Raw genomic sequence first — 24,863 nt, forward strand, 5'->3', positions numbered from 1 at the left:
TGACACGAAATTTTAATTCTATTCAGAAAAATAGGACAAACGGCTCATATGGAAAAAAAGACCAGACACGCTCGTCAGCGAATCTGGTCTTGGGGTATGACTTATTTTCCTTCGATGTAAGCCCATTTGTACGAAGTATCGGCACCGACTTTGTGGTTGACGATTCCTTTGACGTACGGTTTACGAAGAAGCGAAACACCTTTTTGGTACATAACTGAGATCGCTTGATCCTCTTCAAGGAGTGTTTTCTCAGCATCTTTGAGGGCCTGCCAACGTTTCTCAGCATCTACTTCTTTTTGAGCTGACTTGATGAGTGAATCATACTTATCGCTCGTGTACTTACCACGGTTGTATGGTCCACCAGTTACCCACATATCGAGGAATGTCATCGGATCCTGGTAGTCAGGTCCCCATCCTGCGAACGATAGCTCGAACTCACCTTTAGACTCGAGATCCAACTTGTTCTTGAATGGTTGTTGTTTGATTGTAACTTCAAGACCTGGAAGGTTTTTCTCCCACTCGCCTTTGAGGTACTCCGAGATTTTTTTCGAGTTGTCATCATCGTATGAAAGAAGTTCGAGTTTGAGAGACTTCTTGCCGACGGCTTTCAGTCCTTTTTCGAATGATGCTTTTGCAGATGATGCGTCGTATGAACCGAAACCTTCGTTGCCATCACGGAAATCTTTACCGTCTGGACCTTTCGCGAAGTCTTTTGGTACGTAGTAGTAAGCAGGGATTGAACCGTTGTTCAAGAGAACATCAGCCATCTGCTTCTTGTCGTATCCTGAATCGATCGCTTTACGGATATCCTTGTTCTTCAAGAGGTCATTCTTGAAGTTCATTTGGATATAGTACATTGCTGCATCAAGACGTGTATCAAAGTCTTCTTTGTCTTTGTATTGATCAACAAACTCACTTGTTAAACCAGCTAGATCGATGTCACCTTTTTCGTACAAGTTGACGCCTGTCGAGACTTCCTTAACGATTTTCGTGTTGATTTCTTCAAGTTTGACATTATCTTTATCCCAGTACTGATCGTTTTTCTTATAGCTCCAGCCAACATCCGTCTTCCAATCCGAGAGGACGAATGGTCCGTTGTAAAGGAATGTGTCCGGCTTCGAAGCAAAGTTTTTACCTTGTTTCTCAACGAATTCTTGTTTCAGTGGCATGAATGAACCGAAACCAGTCAACGATTTGAAGTATTCAGCCGGTTGAGTCAACTTGACTTCAAGCGTTTTGTCATCGACCGCTTTGACTGCGACATCGTCTGCTTTTCCTTTACTTGTGTTGTATGCTTCAGCGCCATCGATGATATACATGATATACGCATACTGTGAACCGCTCTTCGGATCAAGGACGCGTTTCCATGCGTATTCGAAGTCTTTTGCTGTGACATCGCTGCCATCCGACCATTTCGAATCACGAAGTTTGAACGTGTATGTAAGTCCATCTTCAGAAACATCAACACTTTCTGCGACACCCGGTGTTGCTTCTTGATTCTCGTCTAGACGGAACAGACCTTCTTGAACGTTGTTCAAGACTGTGAAGGATACAGAGTCTGTTGCGACGGTTGGGCTAAGTGCTGGAATATCCGAACCGCTGATGATATTCAAGACTTGTTTGTCTGAAGATTTTTCTCCAGATGTCGAACCGCCTTCTTTTGAACCTTCATCTGTCGTCGAGCATGCTGCAAGACTTGAGCCAGCGATTGTCAGTGCTCCAACGAGTGCAAGTGCCTTTTTCTTTTCCATAAAGTAAATCCCTCCCAAAAGAAATAGATATATCTGGTGAAACGATAAGAACCGATAAGATAGCGATCCGGTGTCCGACTAAAAATAAGAGGGGTCATCGCCTTTTATTCTTAAGCTGTGGAAAGCACCGGATCAACTTGTTATCAATAATAAATACAATATTCAGAAAAATCAATAGAATATTTTCAGATTATTTCAAAATTATTAAATTTATGTGTAATACCAACGTTTTTTTACGAAAAATTATTTTTATGTAAGGATAAAATTAGGAGTTTTTAAAATTATTGAATACAAAAAGAACCAGTTGTATGAAACAACTGGTTCATAATCTCATTTCTGCTTTTGGACGTGCTGAAGTGCTTCTGCGACGTGATCTTTTACTTTCACACTGCGCCATTCTTTGACGATTTCACCAGATTCATCAATTAAAAACGTTGAACGAACAATTCCAAAATATTCCTTTCCGTAGTTCTTTTTCAGTTGCCAGACACCATATTGCTCACACACTTCGTGATCGACATCTGATAACAATTGGAACGGTAATTCATATTTTGCGATAAAGTTTTGATGCCGTTTCTGACTATCGGCAGAAACACCGAGAATGACGGTGTTGTTCTCTTCGAACGCTTGCGTCGCATCGCGGAAATCACATGCCTCGGTCGTACAGCCAGGCGTTGAATCCTTCGGATAGAAATAGAGTACGACTTTTTTTCCACGATAATCCTCGAGGGAAATCGGTTCTCCTTGTGCATTCGGAAGGGTGAATGTAGGTGCTTGCATGAAAAATTCCTCCTTATCCTAATTCCATGTTTAATTGATCCGCATATTTCTCAAGCTTCTTTTGAAGACTCTCTTTTAATGGATCGAGTGCGATCAAGTACTTCTCATAATCCGTTCCGGCTTTCGCCGTCTTCATGAGGAGTGGCTGTTCTTCTTCATACCAGTCTGCGTAGTCTTGATAGTAATCAACGAGCGTCTCAGGGTTTCCTTCGTTCTTGAGCGCCTCACCATAAATCATCAGAATGTTACTGTTCATCTCGAGCGCCATATAATCGGTTTGCGCATTGACGCGAGAAAAGACGGCATCTTGCTCTTTTTCATCGGTTTTTCCGATCTCATCAGCCGCCTTCGCATTGACACCATACTCATCAGCGTTAAATCCAGTGAACATGTCACCAAGTGTCGAGAAGACGGACGGATCGAATGTCGTAGGCGTCAGGACGATTTTCCACTCGTCGTCTTTCTTCAATAACAGCTTCGATCCTCGGTTCGGGAGAATCGATCCTTTCGCATCCTTGAATTCGTGGATGATATAGGCGACGTCGCCCTTTTGGAACGACTTGACGACCTTACCGGGAACGACATTCAAGTTTTTCGCACCAACGGCAAGCGGTTCAAGTTGTTTTTCGTCACCCGTATATTCAATCGATGCAAGGTCTTTTGCATCTGCTCGTCCGGATTGACCGAGTGTTTTTTCGTATGTTTGATAGACGTCAAGAACGGCTTGTTCAGCCTTCTGTTGTTTCGTTTCCGTCGTCTTCGGGGATTTGGTATCTGTAGAAGACGGGGAATCGTTTCCGCAACCGACGAGTACGAGACTGGTCGCAAGCAGCACTACGAGCGATCGTTTCATTCGAATTCCTCCTAAGATGAATGTTTCATGGTGCTTCCATAGCTAATCTTGTCTCTACCATACAGGAAATTCGCTTTTTTGAGTAGGATATCGGTACACTAAACGAAAGGGGAGTGATAGATATGAAAATTCATATTACAGATGAGGCATTGCAATATTTTAAAGATGAGATGGAAGCAAAATCAGGCGATACGATTCGCTTCTTCGCAAAATATGGTGGCTCAACGGATTTAACACAAGGTTTCTCGGTTGGTGTTCATATGGAAGAAGTCGAACGGGCAGCAGTCGAAGAAGTCGTCGATGGCATTCACTTCGTCGTCTCGGATCAAGATGATTGGTTATTCCAAGGGCAAGACGTCAAAGTTTCAATTGAACACGAAGAGATCGTCTTTTCACAAGCGAAGGAATAATTGAGAACGGAGGAGCGACCAAATCGGTCGCTCCTCTATTTTTTTGACTAGAATAATTGTAAGCGGACTCATGCTTCTGTACAATGGAGAATGTAAGCGATTTAAAGTAGAGATTAAAGGGGGAATAGAGATGATTCCGTACAAACACGAACCATTCACGGACTTCTCACAAGAAGCAAACAAGAAAGCGTTCGAAGAGGCACTTGCACTCGTCACGCAAGAACTCGGCAAAGATTATCCGCTCGTCATCGGTGGAAAACATGTGACGACGGAAGATAAAATCGTCTCCGTCAATCCGGCTAACAAAGAAGAGATCGTCGGACGTGTCTCGAAAGCGACACAGGAACATGCAGAAGAAGCGATGCAAGCAGCGGTCACAGCCTTCGAAACATGGAAATTCGTCAATCCGTCTGTACGTGCGGACGTCCTATTCAAAGCAGCGAACATCATCCGTAAGCGGAAGCATGAGTTCTCTGCCTACCTCGTCAAAGAAGCAGGGAAGCCTTGGAACGAAGCAGATGCCGATACAGCAGAAGCGATCGACTTCCTCGAGTACTACGCACGTCAGATGCTCGTCTTAAAAGACGGCAAAAAAGTCGAGAGTCGTCCAGGCGAATACAACCGTTACGATTACATTCCACTCGGTGTTGGTGTCATCATCTCACCATGGAACTTCCCACTCGCGATCATGGCTGGAACAGCTGTTGCAGCAATCGTGGCAGGGAACCCGATCCTCTTGAAACCCGCATCAACGACACCGGTCGTCGCAGCGAAATTCGTCGAAGTGATGGAGCAGGCTGGTCTTCCGGCAGGCGTCTTGAACTTCGTACCAGGTTCAGGGGCAGAAGTCGGTGACTACCTCGTCGATCACCCGAAAACACGTTTCATCAGCTTCACGGGATCACGTGATGTCGGTCTTCGCATCAACGAGCGGGCATCGAAACTAAACGAAGGTCAAATCTGGCTCAAACGCGTCATCGCGGAAATGGGCGGAAAAGATACGATGGTCATCGATGAGTCGGCCGACCTCGATTACGCAGCGGACATGATCACGAAAGCGGCATTCGGATTCTCGGGTCAAAAATGTTCAGCTTGTTCACGTGTCGTCGCACTCGACTCTGTCTATGACGAGTTGCTCGAAAAAGTCGTCGCGAACACGAACAAACTCAGCATCGGTAACCCGACGGATGTCTCAAACAACGTCGGACCAGTCATCGACGCAGCAGCATTCAAGAAAATCACGTCGTACTTCGACGTCGCAAAAGAAGAAGGACGTATCGTCGCAGGTGGTACGGCAGATGATTCAACAGGATTCTTCGTCTCACCGACAGTCGTCGCGGACGTTCAACCAACGGATCGTTTGATGCAAGAAGAGATCTTCGGACCAGTCGTCGCCTTCACGAAAGCGAAAGATTTCAAAGAAGCAATCGACATCGCGAACAACACGGAATACGGATTGACAGGTGCTGTCATCACGCAAGACCGGACGAACCAAGAGTACGCGCGTGCGAACTTCCACGTCGGTAACCTCTACTTCAACCGTGGGTGCACAGGCGCAATCGTTGGCTACCAACCATTCGGTGGATTCAACATGTCTGGAACGGATTCGAAAGCAGGCGGACCGGATTACTTGACTTTACATCTTCAAGCAAAAACAACTTCAGAAATGTTCTGAAATGGTGTTTAATAGATGAAACGGGTGTGCGACCTGCATGCCCGTTTTTCTTATATCACGAAAAAAAGGGGGAGCAAGGATGAACGGAATGTGGTTTGCGATTTTGCTGTATCTCGGACTGATGGTCGCACTAGGCGTCATTGCGTATTATCGGACGAAGAACATGAATGACTACATGCTTGGGGGACGTACGATTGGTCCCGTCGTCACGGCGCTCTCTGCTGGAGCAAGTGACATGAGTGGCTGGTTGTTGATGGGATTACCGGGTGCGATGTATGCAACTGGTCTGTCCAGTGGATGGATCGTCGTTGGTTTATTGCTTGGTGCTTACGCCAACTGGTTACTCGTCGCGCCGCGTCTGCGTGCTTATACGGCACATGCAGGGGATGCGATCACGATTCCCGATTACTTTGAAAAACGATTCCACGATAAAAGTGGTGTCTTGCGTACCGTTTCAGCTGGAGTTATCTTAATATTCTTTATAATGTACGCATCAAGTGGTTTTGTTGCTGGTGGTCGTTTGTTCGAAGCGGTTTTCGGACTGGATTATACGACAGGTCTTTGGATTTTAGCGGGCGTCGTCATCGCATACGTCTTCCTCGGTGGTTTCCTTGCTGTCAGTTGGACGGACGTCGTCCAAGGGATGATCATGGTCATCGCGTTGCTGATCGTACCAGGCGTTGCCCTCGCTTTAAGCGGTGGGATCAACGAGACGCTCGAAACGATCCGGTCGACGGACGGTTCAAAGCTCGAGTTATTCAAAGGTACGACGGTCATTGGGATCGTCTCGCTACTCGCATGGGGACTCGGCTACTTTGGTCAGCCGCATATCATCGTTCGTTTCATGGCGATTCGGAACTTACACGAGATGAAGTCAGCACGTCGCGTTGGGATGATCTGGATGACGTTCTCAATCGTTGGAGCGATGGTGACAGGTTTGATCGGATATGCCTACTTCACGCAACAAAATAGTCCTTTAGGAGAACCAGAGAATGTCTTCATTCAATTATCACGCGATCTCTTCCCTGGTTTCATTACGGGACTGTTGCTTGCAGCCTTACTTGCTGCCATCATGTCGACGATCTCGACACAGCTACTCGTCTCTTCGAGTGCGGCAACGAATGATTTCTATCAACGTTTCTTCAAGCGTAATGCTTCGGATCGTGAATTGATGGTCATGGGGCGCGTGATGGTCCTTGTCGTCGCTGCTCTAGCGATTCTCTTATCGTTCGGTGCACAGAAGTCGATCTTGACTCTCGTTGGTTATGCGTGGGCTGGTTTCGGTGCCGCGTTCGGACCAGTCGTTCTGTTCAGCTTGCTTTGGCGCCGGATGAACAAGACAGGAGCACTTGCTTCGATGATTACGGGATCTGTCGTCGTCATCGCCTGGATTCTCATCAAACAAAATGTCGAAGGGTTGCCATTCTACATTTCTGAGATGTACGAGATGATTCCAGCCTTCTTCGCTTCGACTGTTGCGCTCGTCGTCGGTAGTCTCGTGACGAAGGAACCGAGTCAAGCGATCTATGATGAATTCGATCAAGTGCAAGCACAGCTAAAAGGTGCAGAACCAGAGCGGAAGATCGTCTAACTAACAAAAGGGATGTTTCCTGATTACAGGAAACATCCCTTTTTAATTCACTTCATACGTTGTTATTTACCATAAACATATTTGTTGCACTTGGGCAATATAAGCGTATAATAAAAACCAAAAGTGAGGTGAACGAGATGGCGACACAGCCACTTACACAAGATTTACCAAGAAAACGGACATATCTTGGACCAGCGTTCGTCGCTGCCGTCGCGTATCTCGATCCGGGAAACTTCGCGACGAACATGACGGCAGGTGCCCAGTATGGCTACTTACTGCTCTGGGTCATCGTCGCCTCGAACTTGATGGCCGTCGTCATTCAGTTCCTATCAGCTAAGCTCGGAATCGTCAGCAATCTCAGTTTAGCGGAAGTGATCCGGGAAGAGTTATCGCCGGTCACGCGCTTCTTCTACTGGATACAAGCGGAACTTGTCGCGATGGCGACCGATCTCGCAGAGTTCGTCGGAGCCGCACTCGGATTTCATTTATTGTTTGCAATCGATTTACGGATGGCGGCATTATTGACGGCGGTCTTGTCGTTCGTCATCCTTGGCTTTGAGCAAAAAGGACTCCGGCATTTTGAAGCTGTCATCGCCGTTCTTGTTTTAATCATCGCCGCTGCTTTTGCGATTGAAGTATTTGAAGTTCATCCGGTCTTTCGTGATCTATCGGCAGGATTGTTACCGGGATTTGAAGGTACGTCGAGCATCGTCCTTGCTGCCGGGATGCTCGGAGCGACCGTCATGCCGCATGCGATCTATCTCCATTCCGATTTAACGAAACGACGGATGGGGCACGTTGCAAATAAATTGTCGATGTTACGGATTCAGCGTTTCGATATTTGGGGAGCGATGTTGATTGCCGGAGCGGTCAATGGAGCGATGCTCGTCATCGCAGCAAGTGTTTTTTATGGCACGTCATACCAAGCGGGTTCGCTTGAAGCAATCTACGAGGGACTTCATGTCACGCTTGGTGGCATTGCGCCGTATCTGTTTGCGATTGCTTTACTCGTCTCGGGTCTCGCTTCTTCAAGCGTCGGCACGATGTCAGGTGACGCGATCATGCGTGGATTCCTTCATCTCCAATTACCGTTGTTCGTTCGACGGACCGTGACGATGTTGCCGGCAATTTTGTTGCTGTTCTCCGGTTTTGATCCGACACGGGCACTCGTTCTCAGCCAGGTCGCCTTATCGTTCGGGATTCCGTTCGCTCTGATTCCGTTGATCCGGGCGACAGCAAGTGAGCGGTACATGGGAGAACACCGGAATAGTCGGTTCATGAACGCGTTGGCCTGGGTGATCGTCTCGATTGTCATCGTCTTCAATGTCTATCTGCTCGTCGATGTATTAGTATGAATATTCAGTATTTCTGTTTCGTCTGATTTAAAGCGGGTATTTCATAACTAGAAGCTTTCCGCCCGGAAGCTTTGCTACCCCTATAAGGACGATGGTGCGGACCTCCCCCCGATGCACCATCGTCTTTTTTGTCTGGACGAAAAGTGCTATGATTAGAAATAGTGTAAAATATATCGCAAAAGTTCCGGAGGTGGAATGACATGGCAAAGATTAATGAGGAGCAAGTCCGCCACGTGGCGCATTTGGCACGCCTTGCCGTGACAGATGAAGAAGTAGCACAATTCACAGGACAACTCGAGAAGATTCTTGGGTTCGCTGAACAATTAAATGAACTCGATACGACAGGCGTCGAACCGACGACTCATGTCCTCGATTTAAAGAACGTCCTACGTAAGGACGAAGTACGTCCATCACTTCCGCGTACGGAAGTAGAACGACTCGCACCCGATTGGGAAGACGGACAAGTCCGCGTCCCAGCGGTGTTCGAATAAGGAGGAAATGACCCGATGTCACTTTTTGAACATGGTGTCAAAACACTACACACACTCATTCAGGATGGCGAAGTCAAAGTTTCTGAACTCGTCCAAGAATCCTTTGATCAAATCGACCGCGTCGATGGAAAAATCGGTGCGTTTCTTTCATTGAACGAAGAAGCATTCGAGCAAGCAAAACGAATGGATGATGTCGCGAAACATGAAGCAAATCCATTGTTTGGTCTTCCAATCGGCGTCAAGGATAACATCGTCACGAAAGGGATGACGACGACATGTGGTTCGAAATTCCTCGAGAACTTCGTACCGGCTCATGATGCGACGGTCATCGAGCGTCTGCATGAAGCAGGAGCGATCACGATCGGGAAATTGAACATGGATGAGTTCGCGATGGGTTCTTCAAACGAGAACTCAGCCTACAAACCGGTCCGCAACCCATGGAATACGAAACACGTTCCAGGTGGTTCTTCGGGTGGTTCAGCAGCAGCTGTCGCAGCAGGCGAAGTCTTGTTCAGCCTTGGTTCGGATACAGGTGGTTCGATTCGTCAACCGGCTGCCTATTGTGGTGTCGTCGGGTTGAAACCGACATACGGTCTCGTCTCACGCTTCGGTCTCGTTGCGTTCGCGTCGTCTCTTGACCAAATCGGTCCGTTGACACGAACAGTCGAAGACAACGCGTATCTCTTGAGCGCGATCGCAGGACACTGTGAGATGGATTCGACGTCTGCGAACGTCGCAACAACGGATTACACACAAGCGTTGACAGGTGATATCAAAGGGTTGAAGATCGCTGTTCCGAAAGAATATTTCGGTGAGGGTGTCAGTGAAGGCGTCAAAGCCAACATCCGTGAAGCGATCCAAAAACTAGAAGCACTCGGTGCGACGGTCGATGAGGTGTCACTTCCGAACTCGAAATATGCGCTTGCGACGTACTACTTACTCGCTTCATCAGAAGCATCATCGAACCTCGCGCGCTTTGACGGCATTCGTTACGGAGTCCGTGCGGAAGCGGATGCACTTGAAGATGTCTTCAAGTATTCCCGTTCACAAGGATTCGGAGACGAAGTTAAACGCCGGATCATGCTCGGAACGTACGCGCTCAGCTCAGGTTACTACGATGCCTACTATAAAAAAGCACAACAAGCTCGGACGTTGATCAAAAAAGACTTCGACGATGTCCTCGCGAACTATGACGTCATCATCGGACCAACAGCACCGACACCAGCATTCGAACTCGGTGCACAACTGGATGATCCCGTCACGATGTATACGAATGACATCTTGACGATTCCAATCAACTTAGCGGGTGTCCCAGCAATCTCGGTTCCAGCTGGATTCGTCGACGGTCTTCCGGTCGGCTTACAAATCATTGGAAAACATTTCGATGAGGCGACGATCTATCGCGCTGCGCATGCGTTTGAGCTTGCGACAGGTGGATTCGCGCTTCCGAAGTTATAAGGAGCGAATGTATCATGAACTTTGAAACGATCATCGGGATCGAGGTCCACGCCGAACTGAGCACGAACACGAAGATGTTCTGTGGTTGTGCTCGGGAATACGGCGCGGAGACGAACACGAAAACGTGTCCGATTTGTCTTGGACATCCGGGCGTCTTGCCGAAAATCAACGAAAAAGCCGTTGAACTCGCTGTTCGTGCAGCAATGGCACTTAACTGCCAAGTTGCCGATCAAACGAAATTCGACCGGAAGAACTATTTCTACCCAGATACGCCAAAAGCGTATCAAATTTCACAGTTCGATCAACCGATTGGCTTCGATGGCTACATTGATGCGGAAGTCGATGGCGAAACGAAACGCTTCCGAATCGAACGTGTCCATCTGGAAGAAGATGCTGGTAAGATGAACCACACGGGTGCTAATCACTCAGTCGTCGACTTCAACCGGACAGGTGCGCCGCTCATCGAGATTGTCAGTGAAGCGGACATGCGTTCACCGAAAGATGCAGTCGCCTACCTCGAACGTCTCAAGGAAGTCTTGCAATATGCAGGCGTCTCGGACGTCAAGATGGAAGAAGGATCACTTCGTTGTGACTGTAACATCTCCGTTCGCCCATACGGACAAGAGAAGTTCGGTACAAAAACAGAACTTAAAAACTTGAACTCATTCGGAAACGTCTTAAAAGGTCTTGAGTTCGAAGAAGATCGTCACCGTAAGTTGTTGCTTGCAGGTGGTGTGATGCGTCAAGAAACACTTCGCTTCGATGAGACGAAAAAACAAACCGTCCTTATGCGTGTCAAAGAAGGGGCGTCGGATTACCGTTACTTCCCAGAGCCTGACCTCGTCAAGCTCGTACTTGATCACGATTGGAAAGAAGCGATTCGTGCCGGTATCCCGGAACTTCCAGATGCACGTCGCGTTCGTTACCAAGAAGAACTCGGTCTTTCGGCGTATGATGCGAAACAACTGACGGTCACACGTGAGATGGCAGAGTACTTCGAAGCGACACTGGCAGCAGGCGCAGAGCCGAAAGCAGCAGCCAACTGGACAATCGGTGAGATCCAAGGTCATTTGAATAAATCGACGGAAACGTTCGAAACAGTCAAGATGACACCAGCTCGTCTGGCAGAGATGATCGACTTGATCGCAAGCGGTACGATTTCTTCGAAAATCGCCAAACAAGTCTTCACGGCCGTTGTCGAAGAAGGTGTCGAGCCACGTGCATACGTCGAAGCAAACGGTCTTGCACAAATTTCAGACGAAGGATTGCTACGTGGTCTCATCGTCGAGATGTTCGAAGCGAACCCAGCCGTCGTCGAGGAATTACTCGGTGGACGTGACCGGAAGAAAGGCTTCGTCATCGGTCAAATCATGAAGAAAACAAAAGGAATGGCGAACCCTGCCCTCCTGGATCAACTCTTCTATGAAGAGCTTGAAAAATTAAAATAAGTAGCTGATCGAACAGCGTCCGTTCCTCCTTTACTTCTGCGAGGAAACGGACGCTGTCTTTTTTGGCTTTGTAATGTCTCGAGAGTTCATGTAAAATAAAACAGTTATGTATCAAATGAACGGTTGAGTCAAAAAGGAGAAAATCTTATGAGACCTAGAGCGCGCGTGATTTATAACCCGACTTCCGGGAAAGAGATGGTTAAACGAAATTTACCGTATATCCTCGACCGACTCGAAGCAGCGGGTTATGAGACATCTGTCTACTCGACGAAAGCGGTCGGCGATGCGACGTATGAAGCAGCACGAGCATGCGAAGCAGAATTTGATCTCGTCGTCGCAGCAGGCGGCGATGGTACGTTGAACGAAGTGATCAGCGGAATGGCTGCCTACAACAAACGTCCGAAGCTTGGTGTACTACCTGTTGGAACGACGAATGACTTTGGTCGGGCGATGCGTATTCCATTGACGATCGAAGGGGCGATGGATGTCATTTGCACAGGACATACGATGCCGGTCGATATCGGTAAGATTGAAGGATCGGCAGGCGTCCATTACTTCATCAACATCGCTGGTGGTGGCATCATGACAGAACTGTCATACGAAGTGCCTTCGAAGCTGAAGACGGCACTCGGACAGCTCGCGTACTACGTCAAAGGGATGGAGAAACTTCCGCAAATCCGACCGACATATGTCGAACTGGAGCATGAAAAGGGTATATTCAAAGGAGAAGTCATGCTGTTCTTGACATCCAATACGAACTCCGTCGGCGGATTCGAGAAATTGTCACCGAACGCGTCACTCAATGACGGTCGGTTCGATCTCTTCATTCTCAAGAAATGTAACCTCGTCGAACTGATTCGTGTCATGCGTCTTGCCTTAAAAGGGGATCATTTCTCGGACCCTTGCATCGAGCATGTCACGACCTCATTCGTCCGCATGAAGAATACATCAGAGATGAGCTTGAACATCGATGGTGAGTTTGGCGGCATTTGCGAAGGCGAGATGACGAATCTTCGCTCTCATTTCGAAGTCATGACACCAAAGTTCCGGATCGAAGAGATGGAACAAATCAATACACAACTACAAGAAGCAGAAACGAACCTCGCGTGAAGCGAGGTTTTTAAGGAGGATATTCATGATTCCAGTACAAAAGAACGATGAACACGTCGTCGAGATCGTCGACCTGACGCATGAAGGATCAGGGGTCGCGCGCATCGATGGATATACGGTCTTCATCCCGGGCGCATTGCCGACGGAGCAGGTCAAAATCAAGATCACGAAAACGACGAAGTCTTACGGATTCGGTCGCATCATCCGTCAAAAGACGAAGAGTGTCGATCGTGTCGAGCCGCCTTGTCCGGTTTACAACCAGTGTGGCGGCTGCCAATTACAACACTTATCATACGATGCAGAACTCAAGTTCAAGCACAACCGTGTCCGTGACGCTTTCGCGCGCCTGGCAGGCCTTGAAATTCCCGTCCACGAGACGATCGGGATGGAAGATCCTTGGGGTTACCGCAACAAAGCACAAGTACCGGTCGCCTTCCAATCGAACAAATTGATGGCTGGCTTCTATCAAAAACGAAGTCACCGGATCATCGATATGGACTACTGCTTGATCCAAAACAAAGAAAACGACGAAGCCGTCCAAGCGGTTCGTAAAGTCCTCGCTGATTTAAAAGTCCCAGCGTACGACGAGAAGAAAAAAGCAGGCGTCATTCGTCATATCATGGCACGTCATGGGTACCACACGAACGAGTTGATGGTCGTTCTCGTCACGAAGGTCAAACAACTGCGTGGGATCGATAAAATCGTTGAAGGGATCTTAAAGGCGTTACCAAATGTCACGTCGATCCAGCACAACATCAACCCGGATGATACGAACGTTATTCTCGGGAAAAAGAACGTCGTCTTGTACGGACCGTCCGTCATCCGCGATCAAATCGCTGGATTGACGTATGAGATCTCACCGCATTCGTTCTTCCAAGTCAACCCGTTGCAAACAGAGAAACTCTACGCGAAAGCGCTCGAGTACGCTCAGTTGACAGGCGATGAGACAGTCGTCGATGCTTACTGTGGTATCGGTTCGATTTCCTTGTCACTCGCTAAACAAGCGAAGCACGTCTACGGTATCGAAATCGTACCGCAAGCAATCGATGATGCACGCCGGAACGCACAAGCGAACGGGATCGAGAACGTGACATTCGAGTACGGTGCAGCTGAGAAGGTCATGCCGGATCTCGTTAAAGCCGGTATTCAACCGGACGTCATCGTCGTCGACCCACCCCGTAAAGGCTGTGACGAAGAATTCTTGCGTGCTGCTGCGGATGTTGCACCGAAGCGGATCGTCTACGTCTCATGTAACGCGTCGACTCAAGCGCGTGACGCGAAGTTGTTGACAGAGCTCGGTTATACACTCGTCGAAGTGACGCCGGTCGATATGTTCCCACATACGACACACGTCGAGAGCGTTGCCTTGTTCGTCCGTAACTAAAACGTTCATATGACTGACTTAAAAAAGAATGACGCGTCTTTTCACGCCCTTTCCTCAGGCGAGACACAAGCCAGTTTTCCTGCTTCGTTTGAGCAGGAAAGCGGGTCTTGTTCGTCTCTGATAGCGCATAAATGCGCTTTTCCTGTAGGAGTGGCGTGTGACGCGTCATTCTCTACAAAGATAAGGATGGCAGAATGATGATCTGCCATCCTTATCTTTGTAGAGAATGACTTGTGGGTCAGCTTCATTTTTTGATTGACCTGATGTATAAATGAAAGTAAATAAGAACCTCTATATGGTAAAATAATCAAGTTGTATATAAAAGTATAGGAGGGTTCATGATGACGACTAACGATGTTCAAGTGTATGCGACATTCCGGCTAGAGCAAGACGTATTGTATCGCTATCATACATATATCCAGTGGGGTGAGAGTGAGACGTCTCTCGGTGCGTGCCTGATGTTGAATCCAGGTTCTGCGACGGTGGATCCTACATTACGTCAGCAACTTGATACGGCAGGACAAGCGACGGGTCAAATTGGTCGATTGGATGAGACGATGCGACAAATCATCCGGATCGTAGAAGGTATCTACGAAGGACAAGCCTTATCGGGACGCTTTCATCTATACAATCTATTCCCGATGCAACATGGCAATGATGTCACATCGATCAATCGTTTCGAAGAACTCTGTCAGGAAACCTCTTTTGAAAAGCAGACGTTGTTTGCGTCAGTCGAAGAATTGCGTCGACATCCTTTCGTGATCACGGGATGGGGCGTCCGAAGTCATCTTGTTCGCTGGACACATCTGCGACAAGCGAAAGAAGAATGGTTGAAGCGTCTTGAAGCGTCGGGTATTCCTCACTTTGGTATCAAGCATCCACGAACAGATGATTTTTATCATCTGTGTCCGAATCTCGTTGCTAGCCGGGAAACGATCAAAGAGCAAATCATCGCGCGACATCGTGAAGTCATGATACCGAGTCGGAAGCGTCAATGGGAGCGAATCCTTCTATACCGGATGGAAGGTGGACGTATCACCTTGATGGGGCGCAAACGATCTGATGATACGTGGGTCTTCATGAGAACGACGGATGAGACAGCATTACTCGAAGAGGGGGATGTATCTGCGAAGACCTCTTCTGAGATCGTCGAACGATGGGACGACGTGGTAGAACATCTCCTCGGTGAGGTCGTCTTATCGTTACGCCCTAGTTTCGTTCACCCTGAATTTGAAGAGCGGATTGCACCGTATCGTAGACGATGATACGAAAAAGGAGAAAGAGCGCAAAAGCGCATCTTTCTCCTTTTTCATTGTGTCTCCTTATTCAGCATCTTCAGCATCTGCTGGGCTTGCATTCGGGAACAACTCAGCAAGAACACGTTCACTTGCCGTACCGTCATCCAAACTACAGAATCGCTCGAGGAAGCGATCATATTTTTCTTGGTAAGCGACGGATTTCGTATCGATCTGTTCGATATAATCGATGACTTGGTCCGTCTCTTTCAATAGTGGTCCTGGAACGACTTCTTCGAAATCGAAATAGAATCCACGTAACGTCGACGCATATTTCTCCAGGTCGTACGTAAAGAAGATCATTGGACGTTGTAAGTGGGCGTAATCGAAGAAGACAGACGAGTAGTCAGTGATCAAGACGTCACTGATCAAATACAACTCTGCGATATCACCATACGAAGAGACGTCGTAGGCGAAGCCTTCGTGTCCACTGATATCCATGTTTTGCGCAATCAAGTAATGCATCCGGAGCAAGACGACATAATCGTCACCGAGTCGGGCCTGCATCTCGTTCAAGTCGAGTTGGAGATCGAAGCGGTATTTTCCGCGCGCGATGAACTCGTCATCTCGCCATGTTGGTGCGTACAAGACGACTTTCTTGTCAGCTGAGATATCAAGACGTGCTTTGATTTCACTGATGAGACCAGCTTGATCGTCTGCATACAAGAGATCGTTTCGCGGATAACCTGTCTCAAGCATCGTATTTTGGAACCCGAACGCACTCTTGAAGATTTCGCTCGAATAGGCATTCGGAGAAATCAAGTAGTTCCATTCCTGTGCTTGATTGTAGAAGTTCCGTTTGTAGCGTGTCGCGTTCGTTCCTGCCATGTGGACTTCTTCCATGTCGAGACCTAGTCGTTTTAATGGTGTGCCGTGCCACGTTTGAAGGTAGATCGTTTCTTCGCGTTTCGTTAAGCTGAGCGGTTGACGTGTATTGAAGATCCAGTACTTCGCACGTGCCATCGCTTGGTAATACGCGAAGCTGTTTTTGAGCACCCAGTTTGGGCAAGCTTCCTTGACGTCATCTGAAGGCTCATTCGCGAAAATCCAGACGAGCTCAAGTTCAGGGCGTTGTTCTTTTAATTTCAGATAAAGGGCCTTCGGATTATCGGAATAGCTTCGTCCAAGGAAACTCTCGAATAAGACAAGGTTCTCTTTAACCGGCATCTTTTGGAACAGACGATAGAGCATGAGACCGTTCTTGATTTTTTTACGTCGTGCCGTCCGTAATGTCTGCTTTGTCTTAACAGCAGTGATATATGAACGGAACATGATATACGAACCCGTCGACCATGCCTGCAGATACTTGCTTTGTGTCTTCGCCCGTCTCAAGTCGTAAGCGACATGACGGAAGACGTCGGTCTGCTGGCTTTTTGATGTACTGCGCTCAAGCAATGCTCGACCACGTTTTGAGATGAAACGTTTGTACCACGTATTTAAGAATTTTTGAACGTCGTTATCCTTCGTATGGGCAGATAACATACCGTAGATCCGTGAGATATCGGATAATGTCGTGATATCACGCGCTTGGTAGAGCGATTGTCCTTCAAGTGGCGTACTACGTGAGTTTCGACCATAGACGACATAACTGACCGATGTCAGGTTCGTCAGTTTCGAAATGATGGTATGGGCGATAATCGTATCGGCGAACCATCGTGTCTCAAGAACAGGTAGATCATTGAGCAAGTCCTTTTTAATCATCCAGCCGTGAATCGTCGTCAAATGACGCGAATTGAACTTCGTACGAGTATAGAAGAAATAACGATCATCATCGATCGGCATGAGCCATTTTTTCTTGTTGTAGACAGGTGAGACCTTGCCGATGATGACTTCACCGCGTGATTTCTCATAGGCTTTGATATACGTATAGAGTGCACGTGGTGCGAGGATATCATCACTATCGAGGAAGGTAACGTAGTCACCTGTTGCGACTTCAAGACCACGTCGACGTGCTGCGTAAGTTCCTTGATGCGCCTGTTCCACGATCGTACATGTCAGATAGAGAGAACGGAGCTCATCGATGTATGTGCTTGGTCCGTCAAAGACGACGACGATTTCCACCGGGATCGACACCTTCTGGTCGAGAACGGATTGAATGGCTGCCTTCGTTTGTGATTCAGTTTGATAGACAGGAATGATGACACTAATTGAGTTCATGTTGATTCTCCTTTTTGATGAAAGAATCCGTCAAAAACGGATTCACGAAAATAGTTCCTGTTGAATAGGATATCACAAAACGAAAAAAAGGCACGACTCTCTTAAAATTCACTTCGTTGCCGGTAATGTGTCGGTGTCTCGCCAGTCGTCTGTTTGAAGGCTTGACTGAAATGACTTTGGCTTGAGAAGTGCAACTTATTTGAGATCGTCAGCAACGAGTCGTCGGACGAGCGCAGGAGACGCTTCGCTTCCCGAATGCGTTCCCGGATGACATACCGGGCGAGTGGCAGACCGGTCTCATCCTTAAACAGAACGGACAAGTAATTGGACGAGACATGAATGGCTTGGCTGATTGATGAGACGGACAACGGTTCATACAGGTGTTGCTGAATATAGCGAATCGCAGCGAGTACATGAGGCGAGTGCCGCAGCGCTTGGAGTTCCTTGACGGCTTCTGCGAACGAAACTGTAATCCGGACATGACGATTCCGGAGTTCGGCAATGCTCGTCGCGGCTTCGATTGTCTCAATCATCCGGTCGCTTAGGGAGAACGCTTCGTCCGGTTCTAGTCCACCGCGAATCGCAGCGCGTGCGCTCAATAGGACGGTTCCGAGCAACAGGTTCTTTTCTGCGCGTAACGGTTGATGCCGTGCGAGTGTGCCGAATTCACCATAAGCAGGTAACGAATAAGTCGTTGCGAGTCGCTCGCTTTGACCCGTCGCGATCCAGTCGATGATTTGTTGCTCCCGTTGCCATGCTTTTCGGTACGCGGTCACCCCTGTATGGGACGGTGCATCCGCAACGAGTGGGATTTCAGCTTCCTGAATATCAGACAGTTGTTCGATTTCGCGCTTCGGCAATGGTTCCCCGTGCAACAAGCGATACATCAGGTGAGCACAGTCAATCAATCGGTTCTCCGTCGTACGCGGCAAGACCTTATAAAACTGGTGATAGGCTTCATCTTGGATATGCGCCCTAAAGAGAGCGGATTGTAATAAAACAGGACCAATTCGATACATACCTTGTTCCGGAACGTCCAAAAAGAGGTAGGCTGTACCATCTTTCAGGGTATAGAGTAAAGGAGTCTTTTTAAGAACGGGCCATTCATTCTCAATCGGCAGGGTTCCCGGATGAGGTGGAGCTTCTGGACGTAGAGCAAGCGGAGTACCATGACGATCTCGATACGTGACAAAAAAACCGGTCATCCCGTAAAGGTGCTCTGCGACTTGCGTCAAGTCGGATGTCGACAAGCGATTCATGACACGACTCCTTTCGAAATAAAGTGGATTGCTTCTAGTGTATGTCCTCTTTCGCGGATAGTCGAGAACGAACCAAGAAAAACCGAAGTCTTCCGGAAAAAGGCTTCGCTACAAATCAACCAGATGGAACTAAGGAGTCTTTTGAATCTGAATCGTGTCGTTCAACATCCAGTAACGTGTTAGTTGCTTCTTTAGGCAAAAATGATTGTTTTGGACAGATGATTTCTGCAATGAGTTCATTCGTCAAAGCGAAAATCGTGTTTACGGTGTCAGAGGTTTCTTTCATGCGTTGGATCAGTGCCTAAACGTCACTGGTCAGTTTTTCCTGTCTACTTGGAATATTGGGATATAGTAAAACTAAATATGAAAGAATTATGTGGAGATTTTCATCATTTGAGAAATGAATCAACGCAAGGTTCATGATAAAATGAAAAGGGTGTCACAGAGTGGCTAGGGAGGAACAGAAATGAATATTGCTTTTTTCTTATTACCTAAAGATGAGGTGAAATATTTAGATCCTGAGTCAACGGTCAGACAAGCACTAGAAAAGATGAAACATCATCGTTTTACGTCGGTCCCACTCGTTGACAATAAAGGGAAATACGCAGGAACGCTGACAGAAGGTGATATCTTGTGGGCGCTCGAAGCAAATCTCGAGCATGCCGATTACGACCACGTCTTGCAGACACGATTAACTGATATTAAACAACGTGTCCGTTATAAACCAGTTTCGATTACAGCACAAATGGAAGAGATGATTGAAGTCATCACGGATCAAAATTTCGTGCCCGTCATTGATGATGGTAGACATTTTATCGGGATCATCCGTCGACGTGATATTATCGATTATTTTGCTAAAAAAGTAGCGCGTGAGAACGTCAGTTATTAAAAAAAAATAAAACTAGTAAAAAAAGCACTGATTTTCACAGAAATGTGGAAAGAAGTGCTTTTTATTGACCCAAAACGACTTCAGGAAATGGGAGGAGGCGACGATATAGAAGCATAATGACAATTTAGGGAGGACGATGTGTTGCGACGTTTATCACCAGTCTTCATCGTAGAAGCTTTTCGAAGACGCTCCTACTATAAAACGTTCTCATGGATGATTGCGATCATCGGTCTGTTAGCATTGATCGTCGCGTGTCAGCATTTGACGAAAACATTGGATGAAGGGTATCGCTTCAAGGCATCGGGCAAAACAATTGCTGAAGTGACACCTTTTAATCATGCCGAACAAGAAGTGACGCGCTATTATTTTTCATCTTTGAATGACGACGCCGATTTGACGCAAGCTTCAAAGCGGGCCGACCAAGCACTAGAACAACTAACGGATCGACTTCCGAATATGAAAGCGACCGAGTCGACACGCGAAGAAGTCCTAACAGAGATTAAGAAACTACAACGACAAGGATACGAATCGAATCATCGCTTTTTCACGACGATGATGAACTTCAAAAGTGAAATCATCTTTAATCAGCTCGTATTGAGTAAAGAGACAGGGTCTTATTATAATGTGTTCTCCAATCTGATTCTGATGGAAGAACAGCTTGGAAAGTCCGCTGAAATCTTGAAGGATGCTCGACAAAAAGAAGAACCTAGCTCAATTGATCGGTTACGCATCCAACAGATGCGGATTGATTTGCCACTGCGACAGGAATCGCTCATTAAATCCCTGTATGATGTGATTCCGCTTCACAACGATTCAGGACGTCAGGATATCGCAATCATGCGGGAACAGATGGATGCTTATACACAAACGCTCGATGACCTATTGCGCGCTCCAGAAAGCTTGACGTATGCTGCGTTAGCAAACCAAGCTGAACAGTATGAATCCAGCATGTATCGTCTGTATGATCAAGAACTCAACCAAGTCGCACAAGAAATGCAGGATCGGGGAAATCAAATCATTCGTAATGCCTGGCTCCTCTTTGGCGCAACCAGCATCTTGATTCTTGGATTACTGATGTTGACCTTATCGTTATTACGTGCGTTCCGCCAAGATCTTTCTTTATTGAAGGGAGAAGCGAATACCTTTGCTGAAGACCGTCGGCAATCTGGTTATGACGTACCGGAGCGAAATGATTTTCAACCCGTCGTTCAAGCGTTTCGAACGATGACAGCTATCATTGCTGGTTTATTAGACCATAGCGATGCGAAGACAAAAGAAATCAAACAAAAGAAAGCAGAAATCGAGTCACTCTTTTCGCAGAATACCGACCCGATTCTTGCCTTATCATCCGACTATACGATATTAAACGGAAACGAACGCTTTCGACAATTGACGGAGGCAACGGCAGGATGGACGATTGAAGAATTGATCCATCCGGCTGATTTGAATCGGATGCGGCGAGCATTGAGACGATCGCTTGAAGGACATAGTCAAACGATTCGCTGTAAGATGCTCTTCAATGAAGAAATTTTGAATATGTTCGTCAACATCATCCACGTTACCAATAAAGAGGACGATACAGGTGTTGCGCTCTACTTATCTTGTCATGATGAAACGGATCAGTTCCGGCGGGAAGAACGGATTACACAACTCGCACTCTTCGATATGTTGACGGGTTTGCTGAACCGGAATGGTTTCGAGCAAAAGATGGCAGACGCATTAAAAGCACCTCAACCGGGAGAGCTCGTCACCATCAGCGTCCGGCAATTCCGGCGTATCAATGACATCTATGGACATGGTGCAGGGGATCAGATTCTAAAAGATCTCGCGAATCGCCTCAAGCATCATTTCATCGGAACAGGACAAGCGGCGCGAATCGGTGGAGACGAATTCGCCGTATTAGTCGCACAACAGGATATCGTCGATTACCAAAAATTAAAGCAAGTCATCGAACATGTCTATGAGATCAACGGAGAATACGTCAATGTCAGCATAAGTATGAGTATGGTCCGTTATCCCGATGATGCAGTAGCCGTTACTTCCTTGTTGTCCTCGGTCGATATCGCGATGCAGCATGCGAAACAACAGACAGAGGGTGGACCAGTCTGGTTCGAGTCCTGGATGAGTGCCGAGTATCTTGAATCGGTCGTCCTCGAAGGTGAATTACGAGAAGCGATTGAAAAGAACGAGTTACAACTGTTCTATCAACCACAAATCAATCTTGCGACAGGTCAAGTCGATGGCTGTGAAGCTCTCCTGCGCTGGTTCCATCCTGAACGTGGGATGATCAGTCCAGCAATTTTCATTCCGATTGCCGAACGATCGATGTTGATTGAAGAGATCGGGATGTGGGTCGTTGCCGAGACGGTTCGGCAAGTCGAGGAGTGGAAGGACACGGAACTTGGGGTACTGCGTGTCTCGGCGAACTTATCCGTCAAAGAGCTCGTCTCCGGTCGGATCGTCGATTACCTGACCGATGTTCGAGAAATTCATCCAGGGATTGAACAACGGATGGAACTTGAAATTACGGAATCGTTTGGTGTCTTTTCAGACACACGCGTATTTGACGCCTTACAGACGTTGCACCAGATGGGATATCGTCTTGCGATCGATGACTTTGGTACGGGGTATTCTTCTTTGTCGTACTTAAGTCGATTACCGATCCAGCGACTGAAAATTGATCGTTCGTTCATCAGCGGTCCGGATGCGTGTTCGAACGCACCGCTCATCGAGACGATCATCAAGCTTGCTCATACGTTGAAGTATGACGTCGTCGCTGAAGGAATCGAGGAACTTGAACAAGCGGATCATTTACGAGTGCTTGACTGTGAGTATGCGCAAGGATTCTATTATTCAAGACCGATTCCAGCTGACGAGTTTCGGGTCTGGTACGGGAGGTACCATGAAAAGCTTCTATCTGAATGAAATGAGCCCTGTGGTCGTTTTACAAACGTTTTTGTCATCCTTGCTTTCCACAGGCGGGGGTAAGCCGCGGCACCACGCACTCCATGCGGTGTGCCAGGTCTTACCTAACCCTGACGAAAGCGGAAGTCATGCTTTCTTTTCCTGTAGGAGTCAAGGATGAACATATACGTTCTATAATCATGTAGCAAAAAAGAAGAGGCGTTTTCCAGATGATATTCTGGAAAACGCCTCTTCTTTTATTGATGTTGCTCGAGATGTTCTGACTTTTAGTCAGTACGACCTTGCACGCAAAGAATTAAACGCGATCGAGCACGAGGTCGTCTGCTTGTTCAAGATAGGCTTTGACCGGTGCGACCGCTGCCTCGACCGTACCTGGTGCGAACGGAGACTTCAATCCAGCACGTTCGACGAGCGTGAGGAAGCTTTCCGATCCGCCGGCACGACAGAGATCGAGATACGACTTCCAAGCCGCTTCCCGGTCTTGTTCCATCCAAGCATAGAACTGGAAGGCACAGACTTGAGCGAGCGTGTAATCGATATAGTAGAACGGACTACCGAAGACGTGTCCTTGTTGATGCCACCATGCACCTGAATCGAGATAATCGTTCGCTTCGTAATCACGATGCGGCAGGTATTTCTTCTCGATCGTCCGCCATGCTTCACGACGTTCTGCTGGTGTCAATTCCGGTTGGTTGTAGATGACGTGTTGGAACTCGTCAATCGCAACGCCGTACGGAAGGAATGTAACGCTTCCTGCGAGGTGATTGAACTTGTATTTCGCTGTCTCTTCACCGAAGAACTCTTCCATCCACGGATAAGCGAAGAATTCCATCGACATCGAGTGAATCTCACACGCTTCATACGTCGGGAAAGCACTCTCTGGAGCTGTCAGGTGACGGCTCTCATAGACTTGGAATGCATGACCGACTTCGTGAGTCAGGACATCGATGTCGCCTGCCGTTCCATTGAAGTTCGAGAAGATGAACGGGAGTTTTTCGTCTGCGATGTAGGTACAATACCCACCGCCGGCTTTCCCAGGCTTCGCTGTTAAATCGAGTGCTTCCCGGTCGAGCATGTAGTTGAAGAACTCGTTCGTCTCCGGTGACATCTCTGCGTACATCTTTTTGCCACCTTCAATGATGAACGACTCTTCGCCTTTAGGTGTCGCGTTACCAGACTTGAAGGCAAATCCTTCATCGTAGTAGTACAAGTGATCGACACCGATGCGTCGTTGCTGGCGTTCTTTAAGTTGTGTCGCGAGCGGAACGATCGTCTCACGGATTTGTTCGCGGTACTGTTCGACCATCGATTGGTTATAATCGACGCGGAGCATACGTGCGTATCCGAGCTCGACGAACGATGGGAAACCAAGTGTCTTCGCGATGTCTGTCCGGATGCGAACGAGTTTGTCGTAGATCGTATCGATTGCTTCACCATGCTCGTTTAAGTAGCCATAGCGTGCTTCAGAAGCTGCTTTACGGACATCACGATCAGGTGATTGAAGATATGGACCGAACTGCGATAAGTTAAGCGTCTTGCCATCGAACTCGATTTGAGCAGAAGACATCAGTTTCGTATATTCACTCGAGAGACGATTCTCTTCTTGGAGTTTCGGAATGATCTCTTCCGAGAACGTCTTCAGGCTCGCTTCCGCAATCAGGAATAACTGTTTGCCGTGCGTCTGTTCGAGTTCACTGCGGAGTGGATGCGTCGTCAACGCTTGATAATAGCTTGAGACATATCCTTGATAGATCGCACTCGCTTCATCAAAGAATCCTTGTTCCGTCTCATAGAACGTATCGCGTGTATCGATCGTGTGACGGATCTCGACGAGCTGGCTTGCCGTTTCAAATTGATTTCTGAGGGTATTAATCTCAGTGATGGCTGCGTTTGCTTCATCTACCTGTGTGGCTTCAGTCAGTCGAGCAATCGCTTGATTCATGGATGTTTCAAGCAAGGCAAGGTCAGGACGGACATATGTAATTTCTGAAAATGGTAACATGTAAGCGCCTCCTTATGATTTCTAACTATT

At 47.5% G+C, this 24,863-nt stretch carries 18 protein-coding genes; 12 read left to right on the top strand and 6 right to left on the bottom strand.

The genetic code is table 11. The annotated features are described in order from the left end of the window. Positions 1-101: 101 nt before the first annotated feature. The 3 genes from KNQ18_RS01380 to KNQ18_RS01390 all read right to left on the bottom strand — a co-directional run bounded on the left by KNQ18_RS01380 (position 102) and on the right by KNQ18_RS01390 (position 3,384). The gene (locus tag KNQ18_RS01380; RefSeq protein ID WP_149427821.1) at positions 102-1,751 is read right to left on the bottom strand and encodes a peptide ABC transporter substrate-binding protein; all 1,650 of its coding nucleotides are present in this window, start codon (positions 1,749-1,751) and stop codon (positions 102-104) included. Positions 1,752-2,081: 330 nt separating this feature from the next. Further along, on the bottom strand, positions 2,082-2,531 hold the full coding sequence (gene bcp, locus KNQ18_RS01385; RefSeq protein WP_214805469.1) for a thioredoxin-dependent thiol peroxidase: 450 nt from the start codon (positions 2,529-2,531) through the stop codon (positions 2,082-2,084). Between the two features lie 13 nt (positions 2,532-2,544). Further along, complete coding sequence (locus tag KNQ18_RS01390) at positions 2,545-3,384, bottom strand: hypothetical protein (RefSeq protein WP_087681395.1); 840 nt, start codon at positions 3,382-3,384, stop codon at positions 2,545-2,547. Positions 3,385-3,506: 122 nt separating this feature from the next. On the opposite strand from KNQ18_RS01390, the gene KNQ18_RS01395 reads away from it, so the two are divergent. The 10 genes from KNQ18_RS01395 to KNQ18_RS01440 all read left to right on the top strand — a co-directional run bounded on the left by KNQ18_RS01395 (position 3,507) and on the right by KNQ18_RS01440 (position 15,571). Further along, positions 3,507-3,794, top strand: a complete 288-nt coding sequence (locus KNQ18_RS01395; protein ID WP_023469340.1) for a HesB/YadR/YfhF family protein — start codon at positions 3,507-3,509, stop codon at positions 3,792-3,794. Between the two features lie 130 nt (positions 3,795-3,924). Continuing rightward, complete coding sequence (pruA, locus tag KNQ18_RS01400; RefSeq protein ID WP_029342578.1) at positions 3,925-5,469, top strand: L-glutamate gamma-semialdehyde dehydrogenase; 1,545 nt, start codon at positions 3,925-3,927, stop codon at positions 5,467-5,469. Between the two features lie 79 nt (positions 5,470-5,548). Then, positions 5,549-7,060: a sodium/proline symporter PutP gene (putP, locus tag KNQ18_RS01405; protein ID WP_149427818.1), complete on the top strand. Its 1,512-nt coding sequence runs from the start codon at positions 5,549-5,551 to the stop codon at positions 7,058-7,060. Between the two features lie 137 nt (positions 7,061-7,197). Further along, positions 7,198-8,415, top strand: coding sequence for an Nramp family divalent metal transporter (locus KNQ18_RS01410; protein WP_215083631.1), 1,218 nt, complete (start codon positions 7,198-7,200; stop codon positions 8,413-8,415). A 200-nt stretch (positions 8,416-8,615) separates the two neighbouring features. After that, entirely contained in the window at positions 8,616-8,906 is a 291-nt protein-coding gene (gatC, locus tag KNQ18_RS01415) for an Asp-tRNA(Asn)/Glu-tRNA(Gln) amidotransferase subunit GatC (RefSeq protein WP_023469336.1), read from the top strand. Positions 8,907-8,921: 15 nt separating this feature from the next. After that, a complete protein-coding gene (gene gatA / locus KNQ18_RS01420; RefSeq protein ID WP_215083633.1) occupies positions 8,922-10,364 on the top strand; it encodes an Asp-tRNA(Asn)/Glu-tRNA(Gln) amidotransferase subunit GatA in 1,443 nt (480 codons plus the stop codon). Positions 10,365-10,378: 14 nt separating this feature from the next. Then, positions 10,379-11,812 (top strand): Asp-tRNA(Asn)/Glu-tRNA(Gln) amidotransferase subunit GatB, encoded by a 1,434-nt coding sequence (gatB, locus tag KNQ18_RS01425; protein WP_215083635.1) that lies wholly within the window; start codon positions 10,379-10,381, stop codon positions 11,810-11,812. 147 nt (positions 11,813-11,959) lie between these two features. Beyond that, positions 11,960-12,922 (top strand): diacylglycerol kinase, encoded by a 963-nt coding sequence (locus tag KNQ18_RS01430; RefSeq protein ID WP_029342573.1) that lies wholly within the window; start codon positions 11,960-11,962, stop codon positions 12,920-12,922. A gap of 25 nt (positions 12,923-12,947) precedes the next feature. Further along, on the top strand, positions 12,948-14,306 hold the full coding sequence (rlmD, locus tag KNQ18_RS01435) for a 23S rRNA (uracil(1939)-C(5))-methyltransferase RlmD (RefSeq protein ID WP_035396153.1): 1,359 nt from the start codon (positions 12,948-12,950) through the stop codon (positions 14,304-14,306). Between the two features lie 341 nt (positions 14,307-14,647). After that, positions 14,648-15,571 (top strand): hypothetical protein, encoded by a 924-nt coding sequence (locus KNQ18_RS01440; RefSeq protein ID WP_215083637.1) that lies wholly within the window; start codon positions 14,648-14,650, stop codon positions 15,569-15,571. Between the two features lie 57 nt (positions 15,572-15,628). On the opposite strand, the gene KNQ18_RS01445 is transcribed toward KNQ18_RS01440, so the two are convergent. Together KNQ18_RS01445 and KNQ18_RS01450 are read right to left on the bottom strand one after the other, a co-directional pair. Then, complete coding sequence (locus KNQ18_RS01445; protein WP_215083639.1) at positions 15,629-17,758, bottom strand: bifunctional glycosyltransferase/CDP-glycerol:glycerophosphate glycerophosphotransferase; 2,130 nt, start codon at positions 17,756-17,758, stop codon at positions 15,629-15,631. Positions 17,759-17,859: 101 nt separating this feature from the next. Beyond that, positions 17,860-19,017 carry a helix-turn-helix domain-containing protein gene (locus KNQ18_RS01450; protein ID WP_214805459.1) on the bottom strand — a complete coding sequence of 386 codons (1,158 nt, stop codon included), beginning with the start codon at positions 19,015-19,017 and terminating at the stop codon, positions 17,860-17,862. A 466-nt stretch (positions 19,018-19,483) separates the two neighbouring features. On the opposite strand from KNQ18_RS01450, the gene KNQ18_RS01455 reads away from it, so the two are divergent. After that, positions 19,484-19,906 carry a CBS domain-containing protein gene (locus tag KNQ18_RS01455; RefSeq protein ID WP_029342568.1) on the top strand — a complete coding sequence of 141 codons (423 nt, stop codon included), beginning with the start codon at positions 19,484-19,486 and terminating at the stop codon, positions 19,904-19,906. A gap of 138 nt (positions 19,907-20,044) precedes the next feature. Continuing rightward, on the top strand, positions 20,045-22,831 hold the full coding sequence (locus tag KNQ18_RS01460) for a putative bifunctional diguanylate cyclase/phosphodiesterase (RefSeq protein WP_214805457.1): 2,787 nt from the start codon (positions 20,045-20,047) through the stop codon (positions 22,829-22,831). Between the two features lie 295 nt (positions 22,832-23,126). Here KNQ18_RS01460 and KNQ18_RS01465 read toward each other — a convergent pair whose 3' ends face one another. Beyond that, on the bottom strand, positions 23,127-24,833 hold the full coding sequence (locus KNQ18_RS01465) for a M3 family oligoendopeptidase (RefSeq protein WP_214746842.1): 1,707 nt from the start codon (positions 24,831-24,833) through the stop codon (positions 23,127-23,129). Between the last annotated feature and the right edge of the window lie 30 nt (positions 24,834-24,863).

This window comes from Exiguobacterium sp. s78, from assembly GCF_018618985.1.
Taxonomy (GTDB): Bacteria; Bacillota; Bacilli; order Exiguobacteriales; family Exiguobacteriaceae; genus Exiguobacterium_A; species Exiguobacterium_A abrahamii.

Coding starts and splice junctions, on each gene's coding strand:
- KNQ18_RS01380 (WP_149427821.1), bottom strand. CDS start 1,751: ATGGAAAAGAAAAAGGCACTTGCACTCGTTGGAGCACTGACAATCGCT.
- bcp (WP_214805469.1), bottom strand. CDS start 2,531: ATGCAAGCACCTACATTCACCCTTCCGAATGCACAAGGAGAACCGATT.
- KNQ18_RS01390 (WP_087681395.1), bottom strand. CDS start 3,384: ATGAAACGATCGCTCGTAGTGCTGCTTGCGACCAGTCTCGTACTCGTC.
- KNQ18_RS01395 (WP_023469340.1), top strand. CDS start 3,507: ATGAAAATTCATATTACAGATGAGGCATTGCAATATTTTAAAGATGAG.
- pruA (WP_029342578.1), top strand. CDS start 3,925: ATGATTCCGTACAAACACGAACCATTCACGGACTTCTCACAAGAAGCA.
- putP (WP_149427818.1), top strand. CDS start 5,549: ATGAACGGAATGTGGTTTGCGATTTTGCTGTATCTCGGACTGATGGTC.
- KNQ18_RS01410 (WP_215083631.1), top strand. CDS start 7,198: ATGGCGACACAGCCACTTACACAAGATTTACCAAGAAAACGGACATAT.
- gatC (WP_023469336.1), top strand. CDS start 8,616: ATGGCAAAGATTAATGAGGAGCAAGTCCGCCACGTGGCGCATTTGGCA.
- gatA (WP_215083633.1), top strand. CDS start 8,922: ATGTCACTTTTTGAACATGGTGTCAAAACACTACACACACTCATTCAG.
- gatB (WP_215083635.1), top strand. CDS start 10,379: ATGAACTTTGAAACGATCATCGGGATCGAGGTCCACGCCGAACTGAGC.
- KNQ18_RS01430 (WP_029342573.1), top strand. CDS start 11,960: ATGAGACCTAGAGCGCGCGTGATTTATAACCCGACTTCCGGGAAAGAG.
- rlmD (WP_035396153.1), top strand. CDS start 12,948: ATGATTCCAGTACAAAAGAACGATGAACACGTCGTCGAGATCGTCGAC.
- KNQ18_RS01440 (WP_215083637.1), top strand. CDS start 14,648: ATGACGACTAACGATGTTCAAGTGTATGCGACATTCCGGCTAGAGCAA.
- KNQ18_RS01445 (WP_215083639.1), bottom strand. CDS start 17,758: ATGAACTCAATTAGTGTCATCATTCCTGTCTATCAAACTGAATCACAA.
- KNQ18_RS01450 (WP_214805459.1), bottom strand. CDS start 19,017: ATGAATCGCTTGTCGACATCCGACTTGACGCAAGTCGCAGAGCACCTT.
- KNQ18_RS01455 (WP_029342568.1), top strand. CDS start 19,484: ATGAATATTGCTTTTTTCTTATTACCTAAAGATGAGGTGAAATATTTA.
- KNQ18_RS01465 (WP_214746842.1), bottom strand. CDS start 24,833: ATGTTACCATTTTCAGAAATTACATATGTCCGTCCTGACCTTGCCTTG.